18 protein-coding genes are annotated in these 23,414 nt (G+C 70.1%); 13 read left to right on the forward strand and 5 right to left on the reverse strand.

Annotation, left to right across the window (positions count from 1 at the left end):
- Nucleotides 1-20 precede the first annotated feature (20 nt).
- The 4 genes from ACFV6H_RS02205 to ACFV6H_RS02220 all read left to right on the forward strand — a co-directional run bounded on the left by ACFV6H_RS02205 (nucleotide 21) and on the right by ACFV6H_RS02220 (nucleotide 4,903).
- On the forward strand, nucleotides 21-584 hold the full coding sequence (locus ACFV6H_RS02205; RefSeq protein ID WP_385537508.1) for a GNAT family N-acetyltransferase: 564 nt from the start codon (nucleotides 21-23) through the stop codon (nucleotides 582-584).
- Between the two features lie 122 nt (nucleotides 585-706).
- Nucleotides 707-1,348, forward strand: coding sequence for a hypothetical protein (locus tag ACFV6H_RS02210; protein ID WP_385537512.1), 642 nt, complete (start codon nucleotides 707-709; stop codon nucleotides 1,346-1,348).
- Nucleotides 1,349-1,527: 179 nt separating this feature from the next.
- Nucleotides 1,528-1,713, forward strand: coding sequence for a hypothetical protein (locus tag ACFV6H_RS02215; protein ID WP_384790534.1), 186 nt, complete (start codon nucleotides 1,528-1,530; stop codon nucleotides 1,711-1,713).
- A gap of 121 nt (nucleotides 1,714-1,834) precedes the next feature.
- The gene (locus ACFV6H_RS02220) at nucleotides 1,835-4,903 is read left to right on the forward strand and encodes an AAA family ATPase (RefSeq protein WP_385537515.1); all 3,069 of its coding nucleotides are present in this window, start codon (nucleotides 1,835-1,837) and stop codon (nucleotides 4,901-4,903) included.
- Between the two features lie 64 nt (nucleotides 4,904-4,967).
- On the opposite strand, the gene ACFV6H_RS02225 is transcribed toward ACFV6H_RS02220, so the two are convergent.
- From ACFV6H_RS02225 to ACFV6H_RS02235, 3 genes are all read right to left on the reverse strand, one after another.
- Entirely contained in the window at nucleotides 4,968-5,132 is a 165-nt protein-coding gene (locus tag ACFV6H_RS02225; protein ID WP_237539716.1) for a DUF6191 domain-containing protein, read from the reverse strand.
- A 40-nt stretch (nucleotides 5,133-5,172) separates the two neighbouring features.
- Nucleotides 5,173-6,330 (reverse strand): PQQ-dependent sugar dehydrogenase, encoded by a 1,158-nt coding sequence (locus ACFV6H_RS02230; RefSeq protein ID WP_385537518.1) that lies wholly within the window; start codon nucleotides 6,328-6,330, stop codon nucleotides 5,173-5,175.
- Nucleotides 6,331-6,493: 163 nt separating this feature from the next.
- Nucleotides 6,494-7,489, reverse strand: a complete 996-nt coding sequence (locus tag ACFV6H_RS02235) for an aldo/keto reductase (RefSeq protein ID WP_385537521.1) — start codon at nucleotides 7,487-7,489, stop codon at nucleotides 6,494-6,496.
- 72 nt (nucleotides 7,490-7,561) lie between these two features.
- On the opposite strand from ACFV6H_RS02235, the gene ACFV6H_RS02240 reads away from it, so the two are divergent.
- The 6 genes from ACFV6H_RS02240 to serA all read left to right on the forward strand — a co-directional run bounded on the left by ACFV6H_RS02240 (nucleotide 7,562) and on the right by serA (nucleotide 17,630).
- The gene (locus ACFV6H_RS02240) at nucleotides 7,562-8,509 is read left to right on the forward strand and encodes a 2-hydroxyacid dehydrogenase (protein WP_385537525.1); all 948 of its coding nucleotides are present in this window, start codon (nucleotides 7,562-7,564) and stop codon (nucleotides 8,507-8,509) included.
- Between the two features lie 538 nt (nucleotides 8,510-9,047).
- Nucleotides 9,048-11,876, forward strand: coding sequence for a putative bifunctional diguanylate cyclase/phosphodiesterase (locus ACFV6H_RS02245; RefSeq protein ID WP_384976252.1), 2,829 nt, complete (start codon nucleotides 9,048-9,050; stop codon nucleotides 11,874-11,876).
- Between the two features lie 235 nt (nucleotides 11,877-12,111).
- Nucleotides 12,112-13,962 (forward strand): acetolactate synthase large subunit, encoded by a 1,851-nt coding sequence (locus tag ACFV6H_RS02250; protein ID WP_384790547.1) that lies wholly within the window; start codon nucleotides 12,112-12,114, stop codon nucleotides 13,960-13,962.
- Between the two features lie 51 nt (nucleotides 13,963-14,013).
- Nucleotides 14,014-14,538 carry an acetolactate synthase small subunit gene (ilvN, locus tag ACFV6H_RS02255; protein ID WP_093590388.1) on the forward strand — a complete coding sequence of 175 codons (525 nt, stop codon included), beginning with the start codon at nucleotides 14,014-14,016 and terminating at the stop codon, nucleotides 14,536-14,538.
- 37 nt (nucleotides 14,539-14,575) lie between these two features.
- Nucleotides 14,576-15,691, forward strand: coding sequence for a ketol-acid reductoisomerase (ilvC, locus tag ACFV6H_RS02260; RefSeq protein ID WP_385537530.1), 1,116 nt, complete (start codon nucleotides 14,576-14,578; stop codon nucleotides 15,689-15,691).
- A 346-nt stretch (nucleotides 15,692-16,037) separates the two neighbouring features.
- Nucleotides 16,038-17,630: a phosphoglycerate dehydrogenase gene (gene serA / locus ACFV6H_RS02265; RefSeq protein ID WP_384793505.1), complete on the forward strand. Its 1,593-nt coding sequence runs from the start codon at nucleotides 16,038-16,040 to the stop codon at nucleotides 17,628-17,630.
- Between the two features lie 101 nt (nucleotides 17,631-17,731).
- On the opposite strand, the gene ACFV6H_RS02270 is transcribed toward serA, so the two are convergent.
- Entirely contained in the window at nucleotides 17,732-18,247 is a 516-nt protein-coding gene (locus ACFV6H_RS02270) for a hypothetical protein (protein ID WP_385537533.1), read from the reverse strand.
- A 76-nt stretch (nucleotides 18,248-18,323) separates the two neighbouring features.
- Nucleotides 18,324-19,856: a PucR family transcriptional regulator gene (locus tag ACFV6H_RS02275; RefSeq protein WP_385537535.1), complete on the reverse strand. Its 1,533-nt coding sequence runs from the start codon at nucleotides 19,854-19,856 to the stop codon at nucleotides 18,324-18,326.
- A 234-nt stretch (nucleotides 19,857-20,090) separates the two neighbouring features.
- On the opposite strand from ACFV6H_RS02275, the gene ACFV6H_RS02280 reads away from it, so the two are divergent.
- The 3 genes from ACFV6H_RS02280 (at nucleotide 20,091) to ACFV6H_RS02290 (ending at nucleotide 23,387) form a co-directional block, all read left to right on the forward strand.
- Nucleotides 20,091-21,017, forward strand: a complete 927-nt coding sequence (locus ACFV6H_RS02280) for a proline dehydrogenase family protein (protein WP_093602567.1) — start codon at nucleotides 20,091-20,093, stop codon at nucleotides 21,015-21,017.
- A 46-nt stretch (nucleotides 21,018-21,063) separates the two neighbouring features.
- Nucleotides 21,064-22,695, forward strand: a complete 1,632-nt coding sequence (gene pruA, locus ACFV6H_RS02285) for an L-glutamate gamma-semialdehyde dehydrogenase (protein ID WP_385537538.1) — start codon at nucleotides 21,064-21,066, stop codon at nucleotides 22,693-22,695.
- 122 nt (nucleotides 22,696-22,817) lie between these two features.
- Nucleotides 22,818-23,387 carry a GNAT family N-acetyltransferase gene (locus tag ACFV6H_RS02290; RefSeq protein ID WP_385537541.1) on the forward strand — a complete coding sequence of 190 codons (570 nt, stop codon included), beginning with the start codon at nucleotides 22,818-22,820 and terminating at the stop codon, nucleotides 23,385-23,387.
- Nucleotides 23,388-23,414: the final 27 nt, after the last annotated feature.

Genomic DNA, 23,414 nt, shown 5'->3' on the forward strand with positions numbered 1-23,414 from the left:
AAGCGCACAAGGAGGACCCGATGTTCGCGATATCACTGGGTGACGAGGCGGAGCTGCGGCCACTGGAGCCGTGGCAGGCCGAGGAGTTCGTCGCCCATATGGACCGGGCCAGGGACCTGGTCGATCGGCACATCATGCTCGCCCGGGCCGCCGCGGATCTGGCGTCGGCCCGGGCGCTGCTCACCTCGTACGCGGAGAAGCAGGCCGCCGACAGCGGACGGCTCTACGGGATCCGGCTCGGCTCCACGCTGGTCGGTGGTGTGCTCTTCCGGGTCTTCGACGCCAAGGCGGGCAACTGCGAGGTCGGCTGCTGGCTGGAGCCCGCCGCGACGGGACGCGGGCTGGTCACGCGCGCCGCGCGCGTGCTGATCGACTGGGCGGTCGAGAAGCGTGGGATCCACCGGGTGGAGTGGCAGGTGTCGACGGCCAACGAGCCGAGCATCAAGGTCGCGCGGCGGCTCGGTATGACGCGGGAGGGCGTGCTGCGCGAGAACTATCTCTTCGACGGCGTACGGCGGGACACCGAGGTCTGGTCGGTCCTGGCGCCCGAGTGGCGCGAACAGAAGGCCGCCGACGCGGTCTGAGCTGGTCGAGCGCCCGTGCTTTCCGTACGGGACGCGGTGTGCGGGAACGGTGGAACTCCCTCGTTCGGGGACGTTCCGCCGTTCTCAGGAAGTTCTCAGACGAGGCCCCTAGCGTGCGGGTTATGAACCCCACCCCCGAGACAAAGACCCCCGAGCCGGAGACGGCCGAGGCCTCCACCGCCAAGGCGACCGAGGCGATATCCGACTCCGCCTCGGAGGCCGAGGGCCCGTCCCTCCTCAAGGCCGACTCCCAGGCCGGTCCCGACACCGCCGCCGACGGCGAATCCGACGATCCGGAGGGCGTCCACGACCTGGACGACGACGAGGATCTGGACGATGACGACGCCGCCGCCGACGAGCGCCGTCCGTCCGGTCTCGGTGCCGCCGCCGCGTCCGTCCTGGCGGTCTGCCTCGGCATCATCGCCCTGACCGGCACCTGGACCGGCCGGGTCATCTCCGAGCGCGAGGCACTCATCGGACAGATCACGCTCGGCCAGTCCGCCACCCCGGAACAGCAGATCTCCGAGGGTTACGGCGATGCCTGGCACGCCACGGCCGCGGCCAACGGTGTGGTGGCCCTGCTGGCGCTGGTCATCGGTGCGATCGTGCTGCTCCTGCCTCAGCGGGCCGGCTGGGTACGGCCCTTCGCCATGGCCGGAGCCGTTCTCGGACTGCTCGGACTGCTCGTCTCCGTCGGGATGTACTTCGACCTCTTCGCGGCCCTGCCGGCCCCTCCCGCTCCTGCTCCCGCTCCCGCCGGCTGAGCCGCGCGCCTAGTCCGTACCTCATCTCTTCTGAGGCCCCTTAATACTCCCCGGTCCTCTTTCTAAGGCCCGGGGCCCCGCCAGGATGCGGAACTCTCCCGATGTGCCGGTACCCCCTGGGAGACGAAGGTGGAGACGTCCACAAGACGCCGGAACACTTTCGCACCAGGGGGAGCCCGATGTTCGAGTACGAACTCCAGAAGATCCACACCGCCGAGCTGATCCGCAGGGCCGAGAACCAGCGGCTCGTACGCGAGGTCCGTGAGGCGGGCCGCGAGGCGCGCCGCCAGGCCCGCAGGGCCGCCAAGGACGCGGGCGAGGAACGGGACAAGAGGCCCGGCAGCCGGTTCGTCCGCGCGGCATGACGCCGTGCGTGTTCCGATGACGGGCGCCTCGGCCGGGTACCCGTCCGTGCGCGCCGCGATGACGAGCGCCTCCGGCACGGGCGCCCCGATAACGAGTGCCGCGTTGTCAGAGGCCTGTGCGATGCTCGGGCACGTGGAGACCAGGTCCCTCAGCCCGGTGTTCGTCGGCAGGGCCGGCGAACTGACCGCGCTCACCCAAGCGCTCGCCCGCGCCACCGCGGGCGAGCCGCAGGCGCTGCTCATCGCCGGTGAGGCCGGCGTCGGCAAGACCCGGCTCGTGGAGGAGCTGCTTCAGCTCGCCTGCGAGCGGAAGGCCGTCGTCGCGGTCGGCGGATGCGTCGAGATCGGCGCGGACGGGCTGCCGTTCGCGCCCTTCTCCACCGCCCTGCGCTCCCTGCGCCGCCAGTTGCCCGACGAACTGGCCGCCGCGGCCGAGGGCCAGGAGGCCGAGCTGGCCAGGATCCTGCCGGAGCTCGGACAGTCCGACCGCGGCGCGCTGGGCGAGGACGGCACGGCCAGGCTCTTCGAGCTCACCGCGCGGCTGCTGGAGCGGCTGGCGGCCGACCGTACGGTCGTGCTCGTCCTGGAGGATCTGCACTGGGCGGACGCCTCCACCCGCCATCTCCTCGCCTATCTCTTCCGCGCGCTGCGCCGCGGCCGGCTCGTCGTGCTCGCCACCTACCGCGCCGACGACATCCACCGCCGCCATCCGCTCCGTCCGCTGCTGGCCGAGCTGGACCGGCTGCGGTCCGTACGGCGCATCGAGCTCTCCCGCTTCACCCGCGCCGAGGTACGGCGCCAGCTCACCGGCATCCTCGCGGCCGAACCGGATCCGGCCCTGCTGGACCAGATCTTCGAACGCTCCGACGGCAACGCCTTCTTCGTGGAGGAGCTGGCCTGTTCGATCGGGACCGGCTGCGGCGGCACCGGGCTGAGCGACTCGCTGCGCGATCTGCTGCTCGTACGGGTCGAGGCGCTGCCCGAGGACGCGCAGCGCGTCGCCAGGATCGTCGCCGAGGGCGGCACCACCGTGGAGTATCCGCTGCTGCTGGCCGTCGGCCGGCTCACCGAGGACGATCTGATCGAGGCGCTGAGGGCCGCCGTCGGCGCCAATATCCTGCTGCCCACGGCGGACGGCGACGGGTACCGCTTCCGGCACTCCCTGGTCCGCGAGGCGGTCAGCGACGATCTGCTCCCGGGTGAGCGGTCCCGGCTCAACCGCCGCTACGCCGAGGTGCTGGAGGCCGATCCCTCGCTCGTACGGGCCGATGAGCGCACCACCCGGCTGGCCAGCCACTGGTATCACGCGCATGAGGTCGCCAAGGCCCTTCCCGCGGTTCTGCGGGCCTCCGTGGAGGCACGGCAGCGTTATGCCTACTCCGAGCAACTGAGGCTGCTCGAACGGGCCATGGAGCTGTGGGACGACGCTCCGGGCAGCGTGCGCGGCATGCTGCGGCCACCGGACGACGCCGATACCGAGGTCTATCCGCTCTGCGGGCGCGATCCCGCGCCGCTGACCTATCTGGACCTGATGGCGGAGGCGACGGTCGCCGCCCGGCTCGGCGGTGAGCGCGAGCGCGCCTATGCGATAGCCAAGAAGGCCGTCCGGGCCCTGGACGGCGAGGACAACGAGAAGGATCCGCTGCGCGCCGCGTGGTTCTGGATCCAGCGCTCCAAGATGATGCAGGAACTCACACGCGGCGACGGCTGGCAGGAACTGGCCACCGCCCAGGAGCTCGTACGAGGACTCCAGCCGTCCGCCGTGCACGCGGAGGTCCTCTCCAGCGTCGCCGCGTGGGGCGCCCTGCACCGGCCGGGACCGGACAGCCTGGTCGCCGCCAACCGCGCCGTGGAGTACGCCCGGCTCGTCGGCGCGGAACACACCGAACTGCACGCCCGGCTGACCCGAGGCTGGCTCACCGCCGACGCCGGTGGTGTCGAGGAGGGCATAGCCGAGATGTACGAGGTGCGCGACCGCGCCGACGAACTGGGCGCGGCCGGTGTCCTGAGCCGCGCCAGCATCAATCTGCCGTCCACGCTGGAGAGCATGGGCCGCTCCGAGGAGGCGGTGGCGACGGCTGACTGGGGCATCGCCGTCACGCATCGGCGCGGTCTCGCCGACACGGAGGCGTGGGTCCGTGGCAACCAGGCCCAGTCCCTCTACTCGCTGGGCCGCTGGTCCGAGGCGGACGCCACTCTCGACATCGCGGACGGGCTCGCCCACGCCCACACAGCACGCGGAGTCGTCGCCGTACGCCGGGCGGAGCTGGCCCTCACCCGTGGTGACTTCGACGAGGCCCGGCGCCAGGTCGAACTGACTCGGGCCCTCATGGGCACACATGATCCGCAGCCGCAGCACTTCATCACACCAGCCCGGCTGATGATGACCATCGCCGCACGGCGCGGCGCACTGGCCGATGCCAGAGCGGAGTTCGAGCGGATCGCGGAGCAAGGCTTCCCGCCGGGCACCCAGCGGTACGCGCTGCCGCTGCTGTGCGTCGCGGCGGCGATGGAGGCGGACGCCAGAGGGCTGCCCGGCAGCGAGGCGGGCCGGGCGGCCGTGCTCGCGACCGTACGCTCCCTTGCCAAGCGGCTGCCCACACTGGTGCCGGTCTGGCGGGCGTACGGTCTCCTGCTGGACGCCGAGCTGGCCCGCGCGGCGGGCACCGGGACACCGGAGCACTGGGCACGTGTCATCGCGGCCTTCGAGGAGACCGGGCGTCCCTATGAGCTGGCCCTCGCCCGGCTGCGCCGCGCCTCCGCCCTGCTGGACGCCCACGCGGACCGCGCGGAAGCCGCCGATCTGCTCGTCCTGGCCCACACCACGGCTCGGCGGCTCGGCGCGCGGCCTCTCGCGGAGGACATCGCGCTTGTCGCGGGCCGCGCCCGTATCAGCCTCTCTGCTGCCTCCGACGGTGCTACGGAGCGCGGAGCCCTCACCGAGCCCGGCCCGGACGCCGCCCGGTCACTCGGGCTGACGCCTCGGGAGCAGGATGTCCTGCGTCTTGTCGCCGCCGGTCACAGCAACCGCCGGATAGCCGAGGAGCTGTACATCTCGCCCAAGACCGCGAGCGTCCATGTCTCCAACATCCTGGCCAAACTGGGTGTCTCGGGCCGCACGGAAGCGGCGGCTCTCTCCCACCGCCTCCAGCTCTTCCCCGACCAGGCGGACGCGTCCCTGCACTCCTGAGCCGGAACGCAGGCAGAACTCAGTCAGGACTCGGTCAGGAATCAGCCGGTCCTCGGTGTCTCGGTCAGTCCTCGGCCGGCGCCGGGACTCGTATCGTGACCTTTCCGGAGGCCAGATCTATCGGGCCCCGGCCCGGATCGTTGTCATCGACATCCACCCGGCTGACCTCCAGCCGCTTCTGCTCGTCGTCGGTGTGCTTGCGGCCCGGAGCGAAGATCTCCTCGATCATATTGAACACAGACTGCTCACCGTCCTCACGGCAAATACCGCTACGCGACCTCCAGTTGGAGGATCCTGTCGTCGCCCGGCCTCGGTGTGCCACGGCCGTCCGTATTGTTGGTCACCAGCCACACCTTGCCGCCGCCCACCGAAAGCACCGTGCGCAGGCGGCCGTACTTTCCTTCGAGGAACGCCTCGGGCGGTGCCGCCAATTCCCGTCCGGCCAGTGGAGCGCGCCACAGCCGCTCACCGCGCAGTGTCGCCAGCCAGATGGAGCCCTCCGCGAAGGCGATACCGCTGGGTGACGCCTCGCTCGGCGGCCACTCCGCGACCGGATTCACCAGGCCCGGCCTGTCGGACTTTCCCTCGACGTCCGGCCAGCCGTAATTCTTCCCGGGCTCGATCAGATTCAGCTCGTCCCACTTGTCCTGGCCGAACTCCGAGGCCCAGAGCCGTTTTCCGGAGTCCCAGGCCAGACCTTCCACATTGCGGTGACCATAGGAATAGACGACCGAATCCGCCTCGGGATTTCCATGCACGGGCTGTCCGTCCGGAGTCATCCTGAGGATCTTGCCGGCCAGCGATTTCCGGTCCTGGGCGAGCTGTCCGTCGCCCGTCTCGCCCGTGCCCGCGTACAGCATCTTGTCCGGGCCGAAGGCGATCCGTCCGCCGTTGTGAATGGTGCCCTTCGGGATACCGCGGAGCACCGTGTCGGGCGCGCCCATCTGCTGCCCGACGGGCTTCTTCTCGTCGTAGAGCATCCGGGCGATGCGGTTGTCCGATTCGGTGGTGAAGTACGCGTACACAAGATGGTCCGCGCCGTAGGTGGGGGAGAGGGCGATCCCGAGCAGCCCGCCCTCGCCCGAGGCGGAGACCCCGGGCACCGTGGAGACCAAGGTCTTCTTGCCGTTCTCCGCGTCGACACGGGTGATCGTGCCTTCGTCGCGCGAGGAGACCAGCAGATCGCCGTCGGGCAGAGCGGCCAGCCCCCAGGGCGAATTGAGTCCCTCGGTCAAGGTCGACACCACCTTCACCGAGCCCTTCGCGGGCGCGGCCGACGGGCTCGGCGCGCCGCCCTCGGGCGAGGCGGCCGGACTCGACGCGGTCCGCACAGCACCGGGAACGGACCCGTCACCGCCGGAGGAGCATCCGGTGACCACGACAAGAGCCGCAGTGGCCCACAAAGCCGTCACTGCTGAACGACGCATGGTTCCGATCCCTTCGACGACGGCGTTTCCACTGTTCATACACCGCTGCCCACGCTGAGGTTCCCACCGACGGCGCATACGTCGGCGAACATACGGATCCGGCCAATCACCGGCCGTCCGCGCACCCGCCCGCGCACCCGTCCGCCCGCCGTTCCGCGGGACCTCAGTCCCATGAGCCCCGGGCCGGCGGCAGCGCCGCGATCTCCGTCAGATCCCGCGCCGTCAGCTCCACCTCCGCCGCGCGCGCGTTCTCCACCGCCCACCGCTCCCGCTTCGTCCCCGGCAGCGGCACCACATGGCGCCCTCGGCCCAGCACCCACGCCAGCGCCACCTGCGCCGGAGTCGCGCCGTGCCGCTCCGCGATCCGCCGCAACCCGGCCACCAGCGGCTGGTTCGCGGCCATCATCTCCGCCGTGAACCGCGGATGCCGCGCCCGCAGATCGTCCGGTTCGAATCCCTGACCAGGAGTGAGCGTGCCGGTCAGAAAGCCGTTGCCCAGCGGCATCGCCGCCAGAAAACCGATGCCGCGCGCCTCGCACCACGGCAGCAGCCGCTCCAGCGCCTCCGGCGACCACACCGACAGCTCCGCCTCCACCGCGCTCACCGGAAAGACCTGCTGCACCCGCTCCAACTGCCGGATCGTCGCCTCGTGCAGATGCGCGCCGGATCTGCGCCGGGACGCACGCGCGCCCACCGCGCAGAGCCCGAGCGCCCGTACCTTCCCGGCGCCCACCAGCTCCGCCATCGCGCCCCAGGTCTCCTCGACCGGGATCTCCGGGTCCGCGCGGTGCAACTGGTACAGATCGATCACATCGGTCTGGAGCCGCCGCAGCGAGGCGTCGCAGGCCCGCCGTACATAGCCGGGACTGCCGTTGGCGACGATGTGCTGATCGCCCACGAGCAGCCCGCACTTGGTCGAGACGAAGGCATCCGCCCGCCGCTGGCCGAGCACCCGTCCCAGCAGCAGCTCATTGGTGAACGGCCCGTACATGTCGGCCGTGTCGAGCAGGGTCGTACCGGCGTCGAGCGCCGCGTGGACCGTACGGAGCGAACGGTCGCCGCGCTGCTGCGAGCCGGTGTAGGCCCAGTGCATCGGCATACAGCCGAGCCCGACCGCTCCCACTTCCAGCGCCGCCGCACCGATTGTCCTGCGCTCCAACGCCGTACCCCTCCCTGTGCAGTCCTCAAGCTAACCGCATCGCTCCGACATGCTTCGCATAGCCTCCTGACCATGACTTCAGACGTTTGGATCCCGTTTCCGGCCGAGGAGATCGAAGGGCTTCCCGCGGGGCTCGACCTCCGCTTCTGGGACGGCACCCAGGACTTTCCCGCCGATCCGGCCGACTGCGCCTTCTACGTCGTCCCGTACATGAAGGGCATGGAGATCGCCATACGGCCGCTCTCCGCGATGACATCGGTACGCGTCGTACAGACGCTCTCGGCGGGCATCGACCATGTGACGCCCGGGCTCGGCTCGCTGCCCGCCGGAGTCCGGCTCTGCAACGCCAAGGGCGTCCACGAGGCCAGTACCGCCGAACTCACACTCGCCCTGATCCTCGCCTCCCTGCGCGGCATTCCCGGCTTCGTCCGGGGCCAGGAGCGGGAGGAGTGGCGGTCGGGCTTCTATCCCGCGCTCGCCGACAAGTCCGTACTGATCATCGGATACGGGTCGATCGGCGCCGCCATCGAGGACCGGCTCGCGCCCTTCGAGTGCGCGCGGGTGTCGCGCGTCGCGCGCTCCGCACGCACTACGGAGCGCGGTCCGGTGCACGCGTTCACCGAGCTGCCCGCGCTTCTCCCCGACGCCGATGTCGTGATCCTCTCGACGCCGCTCACCGGGACCACAAAAGGCCTGGTGGGAGCCGAGTTCCTGGCCCGGATGAAGGACGGCGCGCTCCTGGTGAACGTCGCGCGCGGCCCGGTCGTCGACACCAAGGCGCTGCTCGCGGAGGCGGAGAGCGGAAGGATCACGGCCGCTCTCGATGTCACCGATCCGGAACCACTCCCGGCGGGCCATCCGCTCTGGCATGCTCCGGGTGTCCTCATCAGCCCCCACGTCGGAGGATCGACCTCGGCATTCCTGCCGCGCGCCAGACGTCTGCTGGCCGAGCAGCTCACCCGGTTCGCCACCGGGCAGGAGCCGCTCAACACCGTCCTCGTCACCGGACGGCCGTCCTAGTGCCCCTCCCGACAACGTTTGCCCCGTCGCGACGCCCAGCACGCGCGCTCGCCGCGTTGGCCAAAACCCCAGGTAGCTCCGCTACAAGGGCTTTCGGCCGCCTTGCGATCACACGCACCGGACGCCGCTCCTCGACGGGCAAACATTGCCGGTCGCGGCACTAGGCCCTGTCCGGCCAGGTCCTGTCCCGCCGGCGGAATCCCGTAGTCCGGCGCCCGCCGGTCCTCGGCCACTCTCCGCAGCCGCCCGGACACCCTCGTGGCTGACATCCGCCCTGGTCGTCACGGAGAGTAGAAGAACTATGTCCCTGAGTGACGAGACTGGTGTATCGTCCCGATCTGGGGGCCGCGCCACGCCTGGGGCGGCACGGCGGAGCGATCAGAATCCGAGGGGGGCGACGGGCGATGTACGGCCAATGGACCAACGATCCGACGCGGCAGGGACGCCGGCGGCGACCTCCGGACATCCCGGTGCGCACGCCGGCCCCGGCGGCGGTGACAGCGAAGACTTCAGGAGCGATCCGGTGAGCGCCGAGGGCATGGTCCTCGGCCGGCGGTCGGTTCCCGGCAGCGGCACAGGGCTGCTCGCCCAGCTTCTCCTCGCGCTGATCTGCGGAGGGTACGCGACCGGGGCCGCGCTCGGCTGGGGCTCGGAGAGACTGGCCCTTTTCATGGGCGATTTCGGGCTGAGTCTCGCCGCCATGATCGCCGCCGTCTCCTGCTTCTGCTACGCACGCGTCCGACGCGGCCCCTTCCGCCCGGCATGGCTGCTGTTCTCGTTCTCCTCGGCGATGGCCTCCGGCGGGAACGCGGTCTGGGGCTGGTACGAAGTGATCCTGGACGAGCCCGTGCCCAGTCCCTCCCTCGCCGATCTCTTCTTCCTCTGCTTCGCGCCGCCCGCCATCGTGGGCCTGCTCGTCCTCGCCAAACGACCGGTCAGCAGGGCCGGCTGGGTCTGTCTCGCGCTGGACTCCTGGCTGATCGGCGGCTCGCTGCTCACGCTCTCCTGGAGCCTGGCCCTCGCGCGCACCACACAGGTCAGAGGCGAGAGCGTCACCCAGGCCGCGCTCTCCCTGGCCTATCCACTGCTCGACATCGTTCTGGTCAGCATGGTCCTGGCCCTGCACTTCCGGCGGGCCACCGGCAGCCGCTCCGCGGTGAACACCGCGATCGCCGCACTCGCCCTGACGGTCCTGTGCGACGCCCTGTTCACCTCGCCGCTCCTGCGCGAGACCTATCGCTCCGGCCAGCTCCTGGACGCCGGCTGGTTCGCCGGCTCGCTGCTCCTCGCGTACGCGCCCTGGGGCGTGCGCCGGGCTCCCGAGAGTGTCCCGCATCCGCGCCAGAGTCGGCACAGCCGTCCTTCCGGCCATCCGATCGCGGGCTCCCTGGCCGCGATCACGCCGTATCTCGCCGCGGCCGTCTGCACCCTCGGGATCCTCTACAACGTCATCGAGGGCCGCCAGGTCGACCGGGTGGTGGTCCTCACCGGCTGTACGGTCGTGCTCGCCCTGGTCGTACGCCAGGGCATCATGCTCGTCGACAACATCGCGCTCACCCATGAACTGGCCCAGACGGAGAACCACTTCCGCTCCCTGGTCCAGGGATCCAGCGATGTGATCATGATCGCCGCGCCCTCCGGCATACTGCGCTATGTCAGCCCCGCCGCCTCGGGTGTGTACGGACGTGAGGCCGAGGATCTGGTCGGCGCCGAGCTGGCCTCGATCATCCACCCGGACGATCTCGGCCGGGTCGTCCACGAAGTGCGGCGGTTTCTGGCCGCTCCGCCCTCCGAGGAGCCCACCACCCGGATCGAATGCCGCTTCAGGTCCGGCGCCGGAGAGTGGCTCAATGTGGAGTCCACCGTCAACCGCCACCAGGGCGGGCTGATCTTCAACAGCCGGGATGTCACCGAACGGGTGCGTCTACAGGCGCAGTTGCAGCACAACGCCGAGCACGACCCGCTGACCGATCTGCCCAACCGGGCCCTGTTCACCGAGCGCGTGCGCCAGGCCCTCTCCGGCCGCCGTACGACCGATCCCGGCACCGCCGTGCTCTTCATCGACCTCGACGGCTTCAAGGGCGTCAACGACCGGCTGGGCCATCAGGCCGGGGACGAGCTGCTGATCCTCGCCGCACAGCGGCTCCAGGACTCGGTACGGGCCGGGGACACCGCCGCCCGGCTCGGCGGCGACGAATTCGCGGCGATCGTCCTCGGCGACGGCAGCGGCGGCGACCAGCGCGCCCGGGAGTACCAGGTCCATGAGATCGCCGACCGGCTCCGGCTCAAGCTCTCCCAGCCGTACCGCATCGACGGCAACGATGTCCGGGTCGCCGCGTCCATCGGTGTCGCCTTCGCCGAACCGGGCATAACGCCCACGGATCTGATGCGCAACGCCGATCTCGCCATGTACCGCGCCAAGGCGGGCGGCAAGGACCGCGTCGAGCTGTACGCGCCGCAGATGCAGGCCGATGTCGTGCGCAGGACGGAGCTGGCCGCCCGGCTGCGCTCCGCGCTCCACGACGGCGAGTTCGCGCTGCTCCACCAGCCGGTGGTGCATCTCGCCACCGGCCGCGTCTCCTCCGTGGCCGCCCAGGCCCGCTGGCGCTCGGCCCAGGGCATCCTCTTCACTCCGGCCGAATTCCTGCGCGTCGCCGACGACAGCGACCGCACCGCCGAACTCGGCCGCTGGCTGCTCGAAGAAGCCGTCGCACAGGCCGCCGAACGCGCCAGGACGGGCCATGCCGTACCCGTGGCGGTCCGGCTCCCGGCCCGCAGACTGCTCGACCGGTCCATGCCGCTCGGCTCCATCGAGGCCCTGCTGACGCGCCACGGTCTGCCCTCCGGCGCCCTGGTGATCGAACTGGCCGACACCGATCCGCGCGCCTCCCTGGACGAGCTGGAGCACCGACTCGTCGCGCTGCGCCGGCTCGGCGTACGGATCGCGCTCGACGGCTTCGGCAGCGGCTACGCGGCGATAAACGCGCTGCGCAGGCTTCCCGTCGACGTACTGAAGCTGGACCGCGGTCTGGTGGAGGGCGTCGTGGAGTCCGCCCGGCTGCACAAGATCACCGCGGGACTGCTGCGGATCGCCGGCGATCTGGGCATGCAGTCGGTGGCCGACGGTCTGGACGTACCGGAGCAGGTGCTCGCGCTGCGCGCCATGGGATGCACCCATGGCCAGGGCATGGCCTTCTCCGGGCCGCTCGACGAGTACCGGCTGCGCCGGGCCCTGGTGGGCGGCGCGTACGCACTGCCCGGCGGCGGTGCCGTACTGCCCGTTCTGACCGGAGGCTCACTGCCGGTCAGACAGCCTCGTCAGCCGGTCTCCGACCGGATTCCGCGCCCGCTCGATCCGCTCAAATAATGAGACTCCCGTCCCACCCGCTTGACAGTCGGGGCGCGCCGGAGGGATTGTCTCTGCCATGCGCACCCGAATTCTCGTACTTGGACAGCGCGTCGGTTGAAGCAGAGTCCGGTTATCCGCTCTGCAGTCCGCACCGACGCGCTCCCCTCGCTTGCCTCACGGCACGAGGGGTTTTTTGTTGCACCGGCACACCACAAACCTCGCAAAAACCCTCAGCTTCGAGAAGAGAATGCCGATGACCGAGCAGGCCACCGGGGCCCACCATCCGCAGCCGCGGGCCCGTAACGGCGGATCGTCGTCCGCCCCCGTCGAGCACGTCACGGGAGCGCAGTCCCTCATCCGTGCGCTTGAGGAAGTGGGCGCCGACACGGTATTCGGCATCCCCGGCGGCGCGATCCTTCCCGCCTACGACCCGATGATGGACTCCACCCGGGTCCGGCACGTCCTGGTCCGCCATGAGCAGGGAGCGGGCCACGCGGCCACCGGTTACGCGCAGGCCACCGGCAAGGTCGGTGTCTGCATGGCCACTTCGGGCCCCGGTGCCACCAATCTGGTCACACCGATCGCCGACGCGCACATGGACTCCGTGCCGCTGGTCGCGATCACCGGCCAGGTGGCCAGCAAGGCCATCGGTACGGACGCCTTCCAGGAGGCGGACATCTGCGGCATCACCATGCCGATCACCAAGCACAACTTCCTTGTCACCAAGGCCGAGGACATCCCGCGCATCATCGCGGAGGCCTTCCACATCGCCTCCACCGGCCGCCCGGGACCGGTGCTGGTCGATATCGCCAAGGACGCGCTCCAGGCCCGTACGACCTTCTCCTGGCCGCCCACCCACGATCTGCCCGGCTACCGCCCGGTGACCAAGCCGCACGCCAAGCAGATCCGTGAGGCCGCCAAGCTGATCACCCAGGCCAAGCGGCCGGTCCTCTATGTCGGCGGCGGAGTCATGAAGGCCGGCGCGACCGCCGAGCTGAAGGTCCTCGCCGAGCTGACCGGCGCGCCCGTGACCACCACCCTGATGGCGCTGGGCTCCTTTCCCGACAGCCACCCGCTGCATGTGGGAATGCCGGGTATGCACGGTTCGGTCACCGCCGTCACCGCGCTCCAGAAGGCCGATCTGATCGTCGCCCTCGGCGCCCGCTTCGACGACCGTGTCACCGGCAAGCTGGACAGCTTCGCGCCGTACGCCAAGATCGTCCACGCCGATATCGACCCGGCCGAGATCGGCAAGAACCGCGCCGCCGATGTGCCGATCGTCGGTGACGCGCGTGAGGTCCTCGCCGATCTGGTCCAGGCGGTCCAGGCCGAGCACACCGAAGGACGGGTCGGGGACTACAGCGCCTGGTGGACGGATCTCAACCGCTGGCGCGAGACCTATCCTCTCGGCTACGACCAGCCCGAGGACGGCAGCCTCTCCCCGCAGCAGGTCATCCAGCGGATCGGGCAGCTCGCGCCGGAGGACACCATCTACGCGGCGGGCGTCGGCCAGCACCAGATGTGGGCCGCGCACTTCATCGAGTACGAGAAGCCCGCCACCTGGCTGAACTCGGGCGGCGCCGGGACCATGGGATACGCCGTCCCGGCCGCCATGGGCGCCAAGGCCGGCCGGCCCGACCGTACGGTCTGGGCGATCGACGGCGACGGCTGCTTCCAGATGACCAACCAGGAACTGACCACCTGCGCGCTCAACAACATCCCGATCAAGGTCGCGATCATCAACAACGGCGCGCTGGGCATGGTCCGCCAGTGGCAGGCCCTCTTTTACAACCAGCGCTACTCGAACACCGTGCTGCACTCGGGCCAGGAGACGGCGGACGGCCCCAGCGGCGGCACGCGCGTCCCGGACTTCGTGAAGCTCTCCGAGGCCATGGGCTGTGTCGCGATGCGCTGCGAGTCGCCGGAGGAGCTGGACGCGGTCATCGCCAAGGCGAACGCGATCAACGACCGCCCGGTCGTGGTCGACTTCATCGTCCACGAGGACGCCCAGGTGTGGCCGATGGTCGCCGCAGGCACCTCCAACGACGAGGTCATGGCGGCCCTGGGCGTCCGCCCCGACTTCGGCGACAACGAAGACGACTGACCAGGGACCGAGAGCCCGAGTGACCGAGAGCCAGAGAGAAGAGACCGACACATGACCAGGCACACGCTCTCCGTTCTGGTGGAGAACACTCCAGGCATCCTCGCCAGGATCGCCGCCCTGTTCTCCCGCCGCGGCTTCAACATCGACTCCCTCGCCGTCGGTGTCACCGAACATCCCGACATCTCCCGTATCACCATCGTGGTCAATGTCGAGGAACTGCCGCTGGAGCAGGTGACGAAGCAGCTCAACAAGCTGCTGAACGTCCTGAAGATCGTCGAACTCGAGCCCGGCGCCGCGATCCAGCGCGAGCTCGTCCTGGTGAAGGTCCGCGCCGACAACGAGACCCGCTCCCAGATCGTCGAGATCGTCCAGCTCTTCCGCGCCAAGACCGTCGACGTCTCGCCCGAGGCCGTCACGATCGAGGCCACCGGATCGAGTGACAAGCTCGACGCCATGCTCAAGATGCTGGAGCAGTTCGGCATCAAGGAGCTGGTGCAGTCCGGGACGATCGCCATAGGGCGTGGCGCGCGGTCCATCACGGACCGCAGCCTGCGGGCGCTCGACCGCAGCGCGTAAGCCGCCCGACCGCCCCTGACCGGGCAGCCGGGACCGTATGGCGAGACCGGACACCCGCCCTCGTCCGTCCCGCCGTACGGTGGGACGCGAGCTGCGCATCACCACAGACAAGCTGCGAATTCACAGAAGTGCACACCAAGGAGAAGACCCAGTGGCCGAGCTGTTCTACGACGACGATGCCGACCTGTCCATCATCCAGAACCGCAAGGTCGCGGTCATCGGTTACGGCAGCCAGGGCCACGCCCACGCGCTGTCGCTCCGTGACTCGGGTGTCGACGTCCGGGTCGGTCTGCACGAGGGCTCCACGTCCAAGGCCAAGGCCGAGGAGCAGGGCCTGCGCGTGGTGACGCCCGCCGAGGCCGCCGCCGAGGCCGACGTCATCATGATCCTGGTGCCGGACCCGATCCAGGCCGAGGTCTACGAGAAGTCCATCAAGGACAATCTCCAGGACGGCGACGCGCTCTTCTTCGGCCATGGCCTGAACATCCGCTACGGCTTCATCAAGCCGCCGGCCAATGTCGATGTCGCGATGGTCGCGCCCAAGGGCCCCGGCCATCTCGTCCGCCGCCAGTACGAGGAGGGTCGCGGCGTTCCGTGTATCGCGGCCGTCGAGCAGGACGCCTCGGGCGGTGCCTTCGCGCTGGCCCTCTCGTACGCGAAGGGCATCGGCGGCACCCGCGCCGGCGTCATCAAGACAACTTTCAAAGAGGAGACCGAGACCGACCTGTTCGGTGAGCAGGCCGTGCTCTGCGGCGGTACCGCCGCGCTGGTCAAGGCGGGCTTCGAGACGCTGACCGAGGCCGGCTACCAGCCGGAGATCGCGTACTTCGAGTGCCTCCACGAGCTGAAGCTGATCGTGGACCTGATGTACGAGGGCGGTCTGGAGAAGATGCGCTGGTCGGTCTCCGAGACCGCCGAGTGGGGCGACTACGTGAGCGGCCCGCGCATCATCAACGACCAGACCAAGGCCGAGATGAAGAAGATCCTGGGCGAGATCCAGGACGGTACGTTCGCCAAGAACTGGATGGACGAGTACCACGGCGGTCTGAAGAGGTACAACGAGTACAAGAAGGCCGACAGCGACAGCCTGCTGGCGACCACCGGCGCCGAGCTGCGCAAGCTCATGAGCTGGGTCGACAACGACGACGCGTGACACCGCGCGGGGACGGCCCCGGTCCTTCCGGGCCGGGGCCGTCCCCACCGGACCGTGACGCGGGACCACGACGCCGGATCGTCTGTGGACGGACGCGGGATGTGCGTGGACGGACGCAGGATGCGTGTGGACGCCGGGTCGCGCGTATGAGTGATCCTGTCGCTCGGGCGGATCACACGCCCCGTGACAGCACTACACTGCTCAACACATACGCGTCAGGCCCACAGCGTTGTGCGTCTTCCACGCGGCTAGGTTCTTGTCCTGTCCGACCGGGCACGCCCTAGGACCCCTCCACCGCCTGCGGCCGTCGGGACGGCCGTCCGCAATGGGACTTGTGAGGACTCACGTGAGCTCGAAACCTGTCGTACTCATCGCCGAAGAGCTTTCGCCCGCCACTGTCGACGCGCTCGGTCCGGACTTCGAGATCCGGCACTGCAACGGCGCCGACCGCGCGGAGCTGCTGCCCGCCATCGCCGATGTGGACGCCATTCTCGTCCGTTCCGCGACCAAGGTCGACGCGGAGGCGGTCGCCGCGGCCCCGAAGCTCCGGGTGGTCGCCCGCGCCGGTGTCGGTCTCGACAATGTCGATGTCTCCGCCGCCACCAAGGCCGGTGTGATGGTCGTCAACGCGCCGACCTCCAATATCGTCACCGCCGCCGAGCTGGCCTGCGGGCTGCTGGTCGCCACCGCGCGCAATATCCCGCAGGCGAACGCGGCCCTCAAGAACGGCGAGTGGAAGCGCTCCAAGTACACGGGCGTGGAGCTGAGCGAGAAGACGCTCGGTGTGGTGGGCCTGGGCCGGATCGGTGTGCTGGTCGCCCAGCGCATGTCCGCCTTCGGTATGAAGATCGTCGCGTACGACCCGTATGTACAGCCGGCCCGCGCCGCCCAGATGGGCGTCAAGCTGCTGACGCTGGACGAGCTGCTGGAGGTGTCGGACTTCATCACCGTGCATCTGCCGAAGACGCCCGAGACGCTGGGGCTGATCGGTGACGAGGCGTTGCACAAGGTGAAGCCGACGGTACGGATCGTCAACGCCGCGCGCGGCGGGATCGTGGACGAGGAGGCGCTCGCCTCCGCGCTCAAGGAGGGCCGGGTCGCCGGCGCCGGTCTGGACGTGTACGCGAAGGAGCCCTGCACGGACTCGCCGCTGTTCCAGTTCGACCAGGTCGTCTGCACGCCGCACCTCGGCGCGTCCACCGACGAGGCGCAGGAGAAGGCGGGCATCGCGGTCGCCAGGTCCGTACGGCTCGCGCTCGCCGGTGAGCTCGTGCCGGACGCGGTCAATGTCCAGGGCGGAGTCATCGCCGAGGACGTACGGCCCGGGCTGCCGCTCGCCGAGAAGCTCGGCCGTATCTTCACCGCGCTGGCGGGCGAGGTCGCGGTCCGTCTCGATGTCGAGGTGTACGGCGAGATCACGCAGCACGATGTGAAGGTGCTCGAACTCTCCGCGCTCAAGGGCGTGTTCGAGGATGTCGTCGCCGAGACGGTCTCGTATGTGAACGCTCCGCTGTTCGCGCAGGAGCGCGGTGTCGAGGTCCGGCTCACGACGTCGAGCGAGTCGCCGAACCACCGCAATGTGGTGACGGTGCGCGGCACGCTCTCCGACGGCGAGGAGGTCTCGGTCTCCGGCACGCTGGCGGGTCCCAAGCACCTTCAGAAGATCGTCGCGATCGGCGACTACGACATCGATCTGGCGCTGGCCGATCATATGGTCGTCCTGCGCTACGAGGACCGTCCCGGCGTGGTCGGTACGGTCGGCCGGATCCTCGGCGAGGCCGGGCAGAACATCGCGGGCATGCAGGTCTCCCGGGTGGAGGAGGGCGGCGAGGCGCTGGTCGTGCTCACCGTCGACGACACCGTGCCGCAGTCCGTGCTCACGGAGATCGCGGAGGAGATCGGCGCGACGTCGGCACGCTCGGTGAACCTGACGGACTGAGCCATACCGGGCCGCGGGCCCGAGTGAACGTCGAAGGGCCCGGCATGTTTGCCGGGCCCTTCGCACTGCCCTTATTCGCACTGTGCCTATTCGCGCTGTGCTCAGAGGTTCGTGGCTCTGAGGTGGTAGGTCGTGTCGACCCAGAAGCCGTCTCCGGTGTCCGCCTTGATCTCCAGCACGTACTGTCCCGGGGCCAGGGGCGCGATACCCGCCCAGATGCCCCAGGCGCTGCGGCGGACCAGTGTCGCCCAGAACGGTGGCGCAGTGAACTCCCGCAGAGGGAGCGGGGCGCCGTTCAGATACGCGTCCGCCCGCGCCACCGGCAGGGTCAGCGGCACCCGTGAATACAGATGGGTGTGCTGGATGTTGAGAACGGGGAAGAAGAGCGGCCGGTCGGTGGGCACATCGCACCGCCGCTCGACACGGCCGCCGTACGTCCCGGCGAGAAACCAGAGATCCTTCGGCTGTTTCCAGCCCGCGTGCTCGCCGGTCACGTCCGCGACCGGGCTGCGTCTGTCAGGCGCCGACAGCGCCCACTTCCACCAGCGGGCCGACAGCACCCCGCCCTCCTCGTCGGTCAGCGCCCATGAACTGTCCACCGGCTTCGCGTCACTCATGTACGTCCCCTCCCCTGAACGGCCCTCCGGCCGCGCCTACTTGGGCCCACTCGAACGGACAGACCCTACGAGGGCGTTAGAGGCGGGCCGCCTTCAGGGCCATGTGGAGGAGCAGGCGGTCCTCGCCGGAGTCCAGGTCGAGGCCGGTGAGCTGTTCGATGCGGGACAGGCGGTAGTAGAGCGTCTGGCGGTGGATACCGAGGGCGGAGGCGGTACGGCCCGCCTGGCCCGCGCGGTCGAGGAACACCTCGGCGGTATGGGCGAGTTCGGCGTGGGCCGGGGCCAGCAGAGGGCGGACCGCAGGATCGGGCGCGGTGGGAAGCGCGGTGAGTAGACGGTACGGGCCTATCGCGGACCACTCGGCCACCCGGCCGAAGCGGGGCTCGGCGAGGGCCGCGCGGGCCGCCGCGACCGCCTCCTGCCAGGCGTCGGCCAGCTCGGCCAGCCCTCGGCGCGGAACGCAAGCGCCTGCGGCGACCGCAGGGCCCGCGCTCTCGCAGAGCCGTCCGACGGCCGCGAGCACGGGCGCGAGCGCGTCGCCCGAGCGGAGCCGTACGAGTAGCGCCACGGCCTCCGGGGCACCTTCCTCAGCCGGACCCGCCGCCCCGCTGGACCTGCCGGACCCGCCGCCGCCCGTCCATCCGGCCACCACGCCGGACACCGCCCGGTCGGCCGCCTCTTCGTCTTCTCGCGTCCGGTGCCCGGTCGGATCGGCGGACGGGTCCTGGCCGTGCGGCGGTGGCGGTTCGCCGGGTGCCGAGCGGGCCCGCGCGTCCTTGGACGTCCGGCCGGTCGGCTCGCCCGGACGCGATGCGCCGGTTCGCTCGTACGCTGTCACCTGGGCGGGCGTCGTGGACCCGTGAGCCGTGGACCCGTGGGTCCGGTCCGTACGGCTGGGTCCGCCGGACCGGTCGTACCCGCCGCCCGAAGGTGCCCCCGCGCGCCCATCCGGATACGGCAGCGCGCACAGGGCTGCCGTGCCCGGGACCGCCCGCAGACCAGGTTCCTCCTGCCGCCAGGGCGCCACGCACAGCAGGACATGCAGACCGTCCGCGCTCGGGCCCAGGGCCGTGCGGAGCGTGGCCAGGGCCATGTCGCGCTGCCAGCCGCGCTCCGCCGTGAGCGCGGCGCGCAGTTCGCGGGCCAGGTCCGCGCCCGCCTTCGCCTCCTCGGCGAGCAGATCCCCGATCCGGGCCGTCACCTCCATGGCCGCCGCCAATCGGGAGTCGCCCAAACGGGAGTCGCCCGAGCCCGAGCCCGGACCCGGGCCCGGCTCGGAATCGTCCAGCAGCCATACGTAACCCAGCACCACGCCCCGATGCCGTACGGGCAGGCAGATCCGGCCGCGGAAGACTCCCGCGTCCGGCGCGGCCGGGATACGGACCGGGCCCTTCGCCCGGGTGATGCCGAAGCCCTCGAACCACGCGCGCACCGCCGGCGTGGACTTCCGGGTCAGGATCGAGCGCGTCCTGACCGGATCCATCGCCGTGTCGTCGTCACTGTCGTGCGCACCGAAGGCGATCAGCCCGAAATCCCGGTTCTCCAGCGTCACGGGAACGCCGAGCAGCGCCGTGATCTCGTCCACCAGTTCCTGGTAATCGCCCTTCATCCGGACATTCTCGCACCGCCTTCAGACAGTTGTCTGAGATCCCGGCCACGGATGCGTGACACCTGTCGATGGCAGAGGATCGGAGCGATCCTTAGGTTTCACAGTGGTTCTCCGTGCCGTGCGGATCCGGTCCGGTCCGGTCGCTCCGTCCCGGCGTGCTCCGGCCCGTCCCGGCCTGCTCCGTCCCGGACCGCTCCGCCGCGGCCCTGCTCGATCTCACCATGGAGGTGCCCTGTGCTGGGTCCCGTGATCCTCGCCGCCTCGCGCAGCGACAGAATGCGCCGTGTCGTGTCGGCCGCGCCGGTCACCAAGCCTGTGGTGAACCGTTTCATCGCGGGTGAGTCGATCGAGGAGACGGCTCCGGTCATCGAGACCATGGCCGCCCGCGGGCTTGAGGTCACGCTCGACGTCCTCGGCGAGGACATCACCGATCCGGCCGAGGCCCTGCTCGCCCGTGACGCCTACCTCCGGCTGATCGACGCCCTCGCTCCGCTCGAACTGGGCGCCCGCGCCGAGATGTCCGTCAAGCTCTCCTCCTTCGGCCAGGCGCTTCCCGGCGGACACGATCTCGCCCTGAAGAACATCACCGCCGTCGTGGAGGCCGCCGCCGCGATCGGCACCACGGTCACCCTCGACATGGAGGACCACACCACCATCGACTCGACGCTCGCCATCCACACCGAGCTGCGGGAGCGCTTCCCGGAGACCGGCGCGGTCGTACAGTCGTATCTCTTCCGCACCGAGGACGACTGCCGCGCGCTGGCCGCCGCAGGCTCGCGCGTACGGCTGGTCAAGGGCGCCTACAAGGAGCCGGCCTCCGTCGCGTACCAGGACAAGACCGAGGTCGACCGGGCGTACATCCGCTGTCTGCGGATCCTGATGGACGGCTCGGGCTATCCGATGGTCGGCACCCACGATCCGCGCATCATCGCGATCACGCAGGAGCTCGCGCACCGCGCGGGACGCAAGCTGGACGAGTACGAGTTCCAGATGCTGTACGGCATCCGCGAGGCCGAGCAGAACCGCCTCGCGGTGGAGGGACACCGGATGCGTGTCTACATCGCGTACGGCACCGACTGGTACGGATACTTCATGCGCCGCCTCGCCGAGCGGCCCGCCAACCTCGCGTTCTTCCTGCGTTCGCTGGTCAGCCGCGGCTGAACCCACGACTGCCAACTGACCTACTGATGAAGGAGATTCGGCAACCATGGACGCTGTGACCCAGGTTCCCGTGCCGGTCAACGAGCCGGTGCACAGCTATGCGCCCGGCTCACCCGAGCGGGCCCGTCTGGAGGTCAGGCTCAAGGAGCTGGCCGAGAATCCCGTCGACCTGCCGATGACCATCGGCGGCGAGAAGCGGATGGGCGGCGGCGAACGCATCGATGTCGTACAGCCGCACAACCACCGGGCCAGGCTCGGTACCTTCGCCGGCGCCACCCAGCAGGACGCGCGCGACGCGGTCGACGCCGCCCTGGCCGCGGCTCCCGGCTGGCGCGCGACCGCCTTCGACGACCGCGCCGCGATCATCCTGCGCGCCGCCGAACTGCTCGCCGGGCCATGGCGCGAGACGATCGCCGCCGCCACCATGCTCGGCCAGTCGAAGACCGCCCAGCAGGCCGAGATCGACGCGCCCTGCGAGCTGATCGACTTCTGGCGCTTCAATGTCTCGTACGCCCGTGATCTGCTCGCCGAGCAGCCGGTGGCCAACTCGCCCGGTGTCTGGAACCGTCTCGACCACCGCCCGCTGGAAGGTTTCGTCTACGCGATCACGCCGTTCAACTTCACCGCGATCGCGGGCAATCTGCCCACCGCGCCCGCGCTGATGGGCAATGTCGTGGTCTGGAAGCCGTCGCCGACGCAGACGCTGGCCGCCGTGCTGCTGATGGAGCTGCTGGAGGAGGCCGGGCTGCCCAAGGGCGTCATCAATCTGGTGACGGGCGACGGTATCGCCGTCTCCGAGGTGGCCCTGAACCATCCTGACCTGGCCGGTATCCACTTCACCGGCTCGACCAGGACCTTCCAGCATCTGTGGAGGACGGTCGGCGAGAACATCGAGAAGTACCGCTCGTACCCGCGGATCGTCGGCGAGACGGGCGGCAAGGACTTCGTCGTCGCCCACCCGAGCGCCGACCGCGCCGTCCTCAAGACCGCGCTGACGCGTGGCTCCTTCGAGTACCAGGGCCAGAAGTGCTCGGCCTCCTCGCGCGCGTACGTGCCGGCGTCGATCTGGAACGACGGCTTCCAGGAGGAGTTCGCGGCCGAGGTCGACGGGATCGCCATGGGCGATGTCACCGATCTGACCAACTTCATCGGCGCCGTCATCGACGAGCGCGCCTTCGCCAAGAACAAGGCCGCGATCGACCGCGCCGCGGCGGACCCGACCTGCACGATCGTCGCGGGCGGTACGTACGACGACTCGGTCGGCTACTTCGTACGGCCCACCGTCATCGTGTGCACCGATCCCGAGAACGAGGTCTTCACGACCGAGTACTTCGGCCCGATCCTCGCGGTGCATGTCTACGACGACGCCGACTACGCGTCGGTGCTCGCCCAGATGGAGTCCGTCTCGGCGTACGCACTGACCGGCTCGGTCATCGCCAACGACCGGGCCGCGGCGGCCGACGCGATGGCGAAGCTGCGGTACGCGGCCGGCAACTTCTACATCAACGACAAGTCGACCGGCGCGGTCGTCGGCCAGCAGCCCTTCGGCGGCGGCCGTGCCTCCGGCACCAACGACAAGGCGGGCGCGCCGCAGAACCTGATGCGCTGGACGCTGACCCGTTCGATCAAGGAGACGCTGGTCCCGCCGACCGACTACCGCTACCCGCACATGGGCTGAGGCCCGGCGCTTCCGGCCCCGCCCGGCTTCCGTCCCACAGACCCGCCCCCGTATCGGCGCCCCCCTCGCCGGTACGGGGGCGACCCATGTCCGGCGCGCCCCACCCTGGGAGAGTGGCGCGCATGACGGAACCCGAACCCCTGCGTACCGCGGAACCCCTGCGTACCGCCCACACCTTCGAGTTGCCCCCGGCCGACCTCGCCGGGATACGCGCCCTGATGGACGAGGCCTTCGAGGGCGGATTCACCGACGAGGACTGGGACCACGGGCTCGGCGGTGTGCACGCGTACGTACGCGCACCGGACGGTACGTTCCTCGCGCACGGCAGCGTGATCCAGCGGCGGGTGCTGTACGAGGGCCGCTCGTACCGCGTCGGTTACGTCGAGGCCGTGGCGGTACGGCCCGACCGCCACCGGCAGGGACTCGGCGGCCGGATCATGGCGGCGCTGGAGCACGTGATCGACGGGGCGTACCACCTGGGAGCGCTCTCAGCCTCCGACGACGGCGCCCGGCTGTACCGCGCGCGGGGCTGGCACCTGTGGCAGGGCACGATCGAAACCCTGGCGCCCGGTGGCGTGGTCAGGCTTCCCGAGGAGGAGGACTGCACATACCTCCGGCCGGCCGCGAGGCGTCCGCTGCCCGGCCCTTCGGGCGCGTTGGTCTTCGACTGGCGCGAGGGGGACGTGCTCTAGGGCCCCTCTAGAGGGGCCCTCTGGGGC

It is taken from the genome of Streptomyces sp. NPDC059743 (assembly GCF_042732975.1).
In the GTDB taxonomy this organism is placed as follows: Bacteria; Actinomycetota; Actinomycetes; order Streptomycetales; family Streptomycetaceae; genus Streptomyces.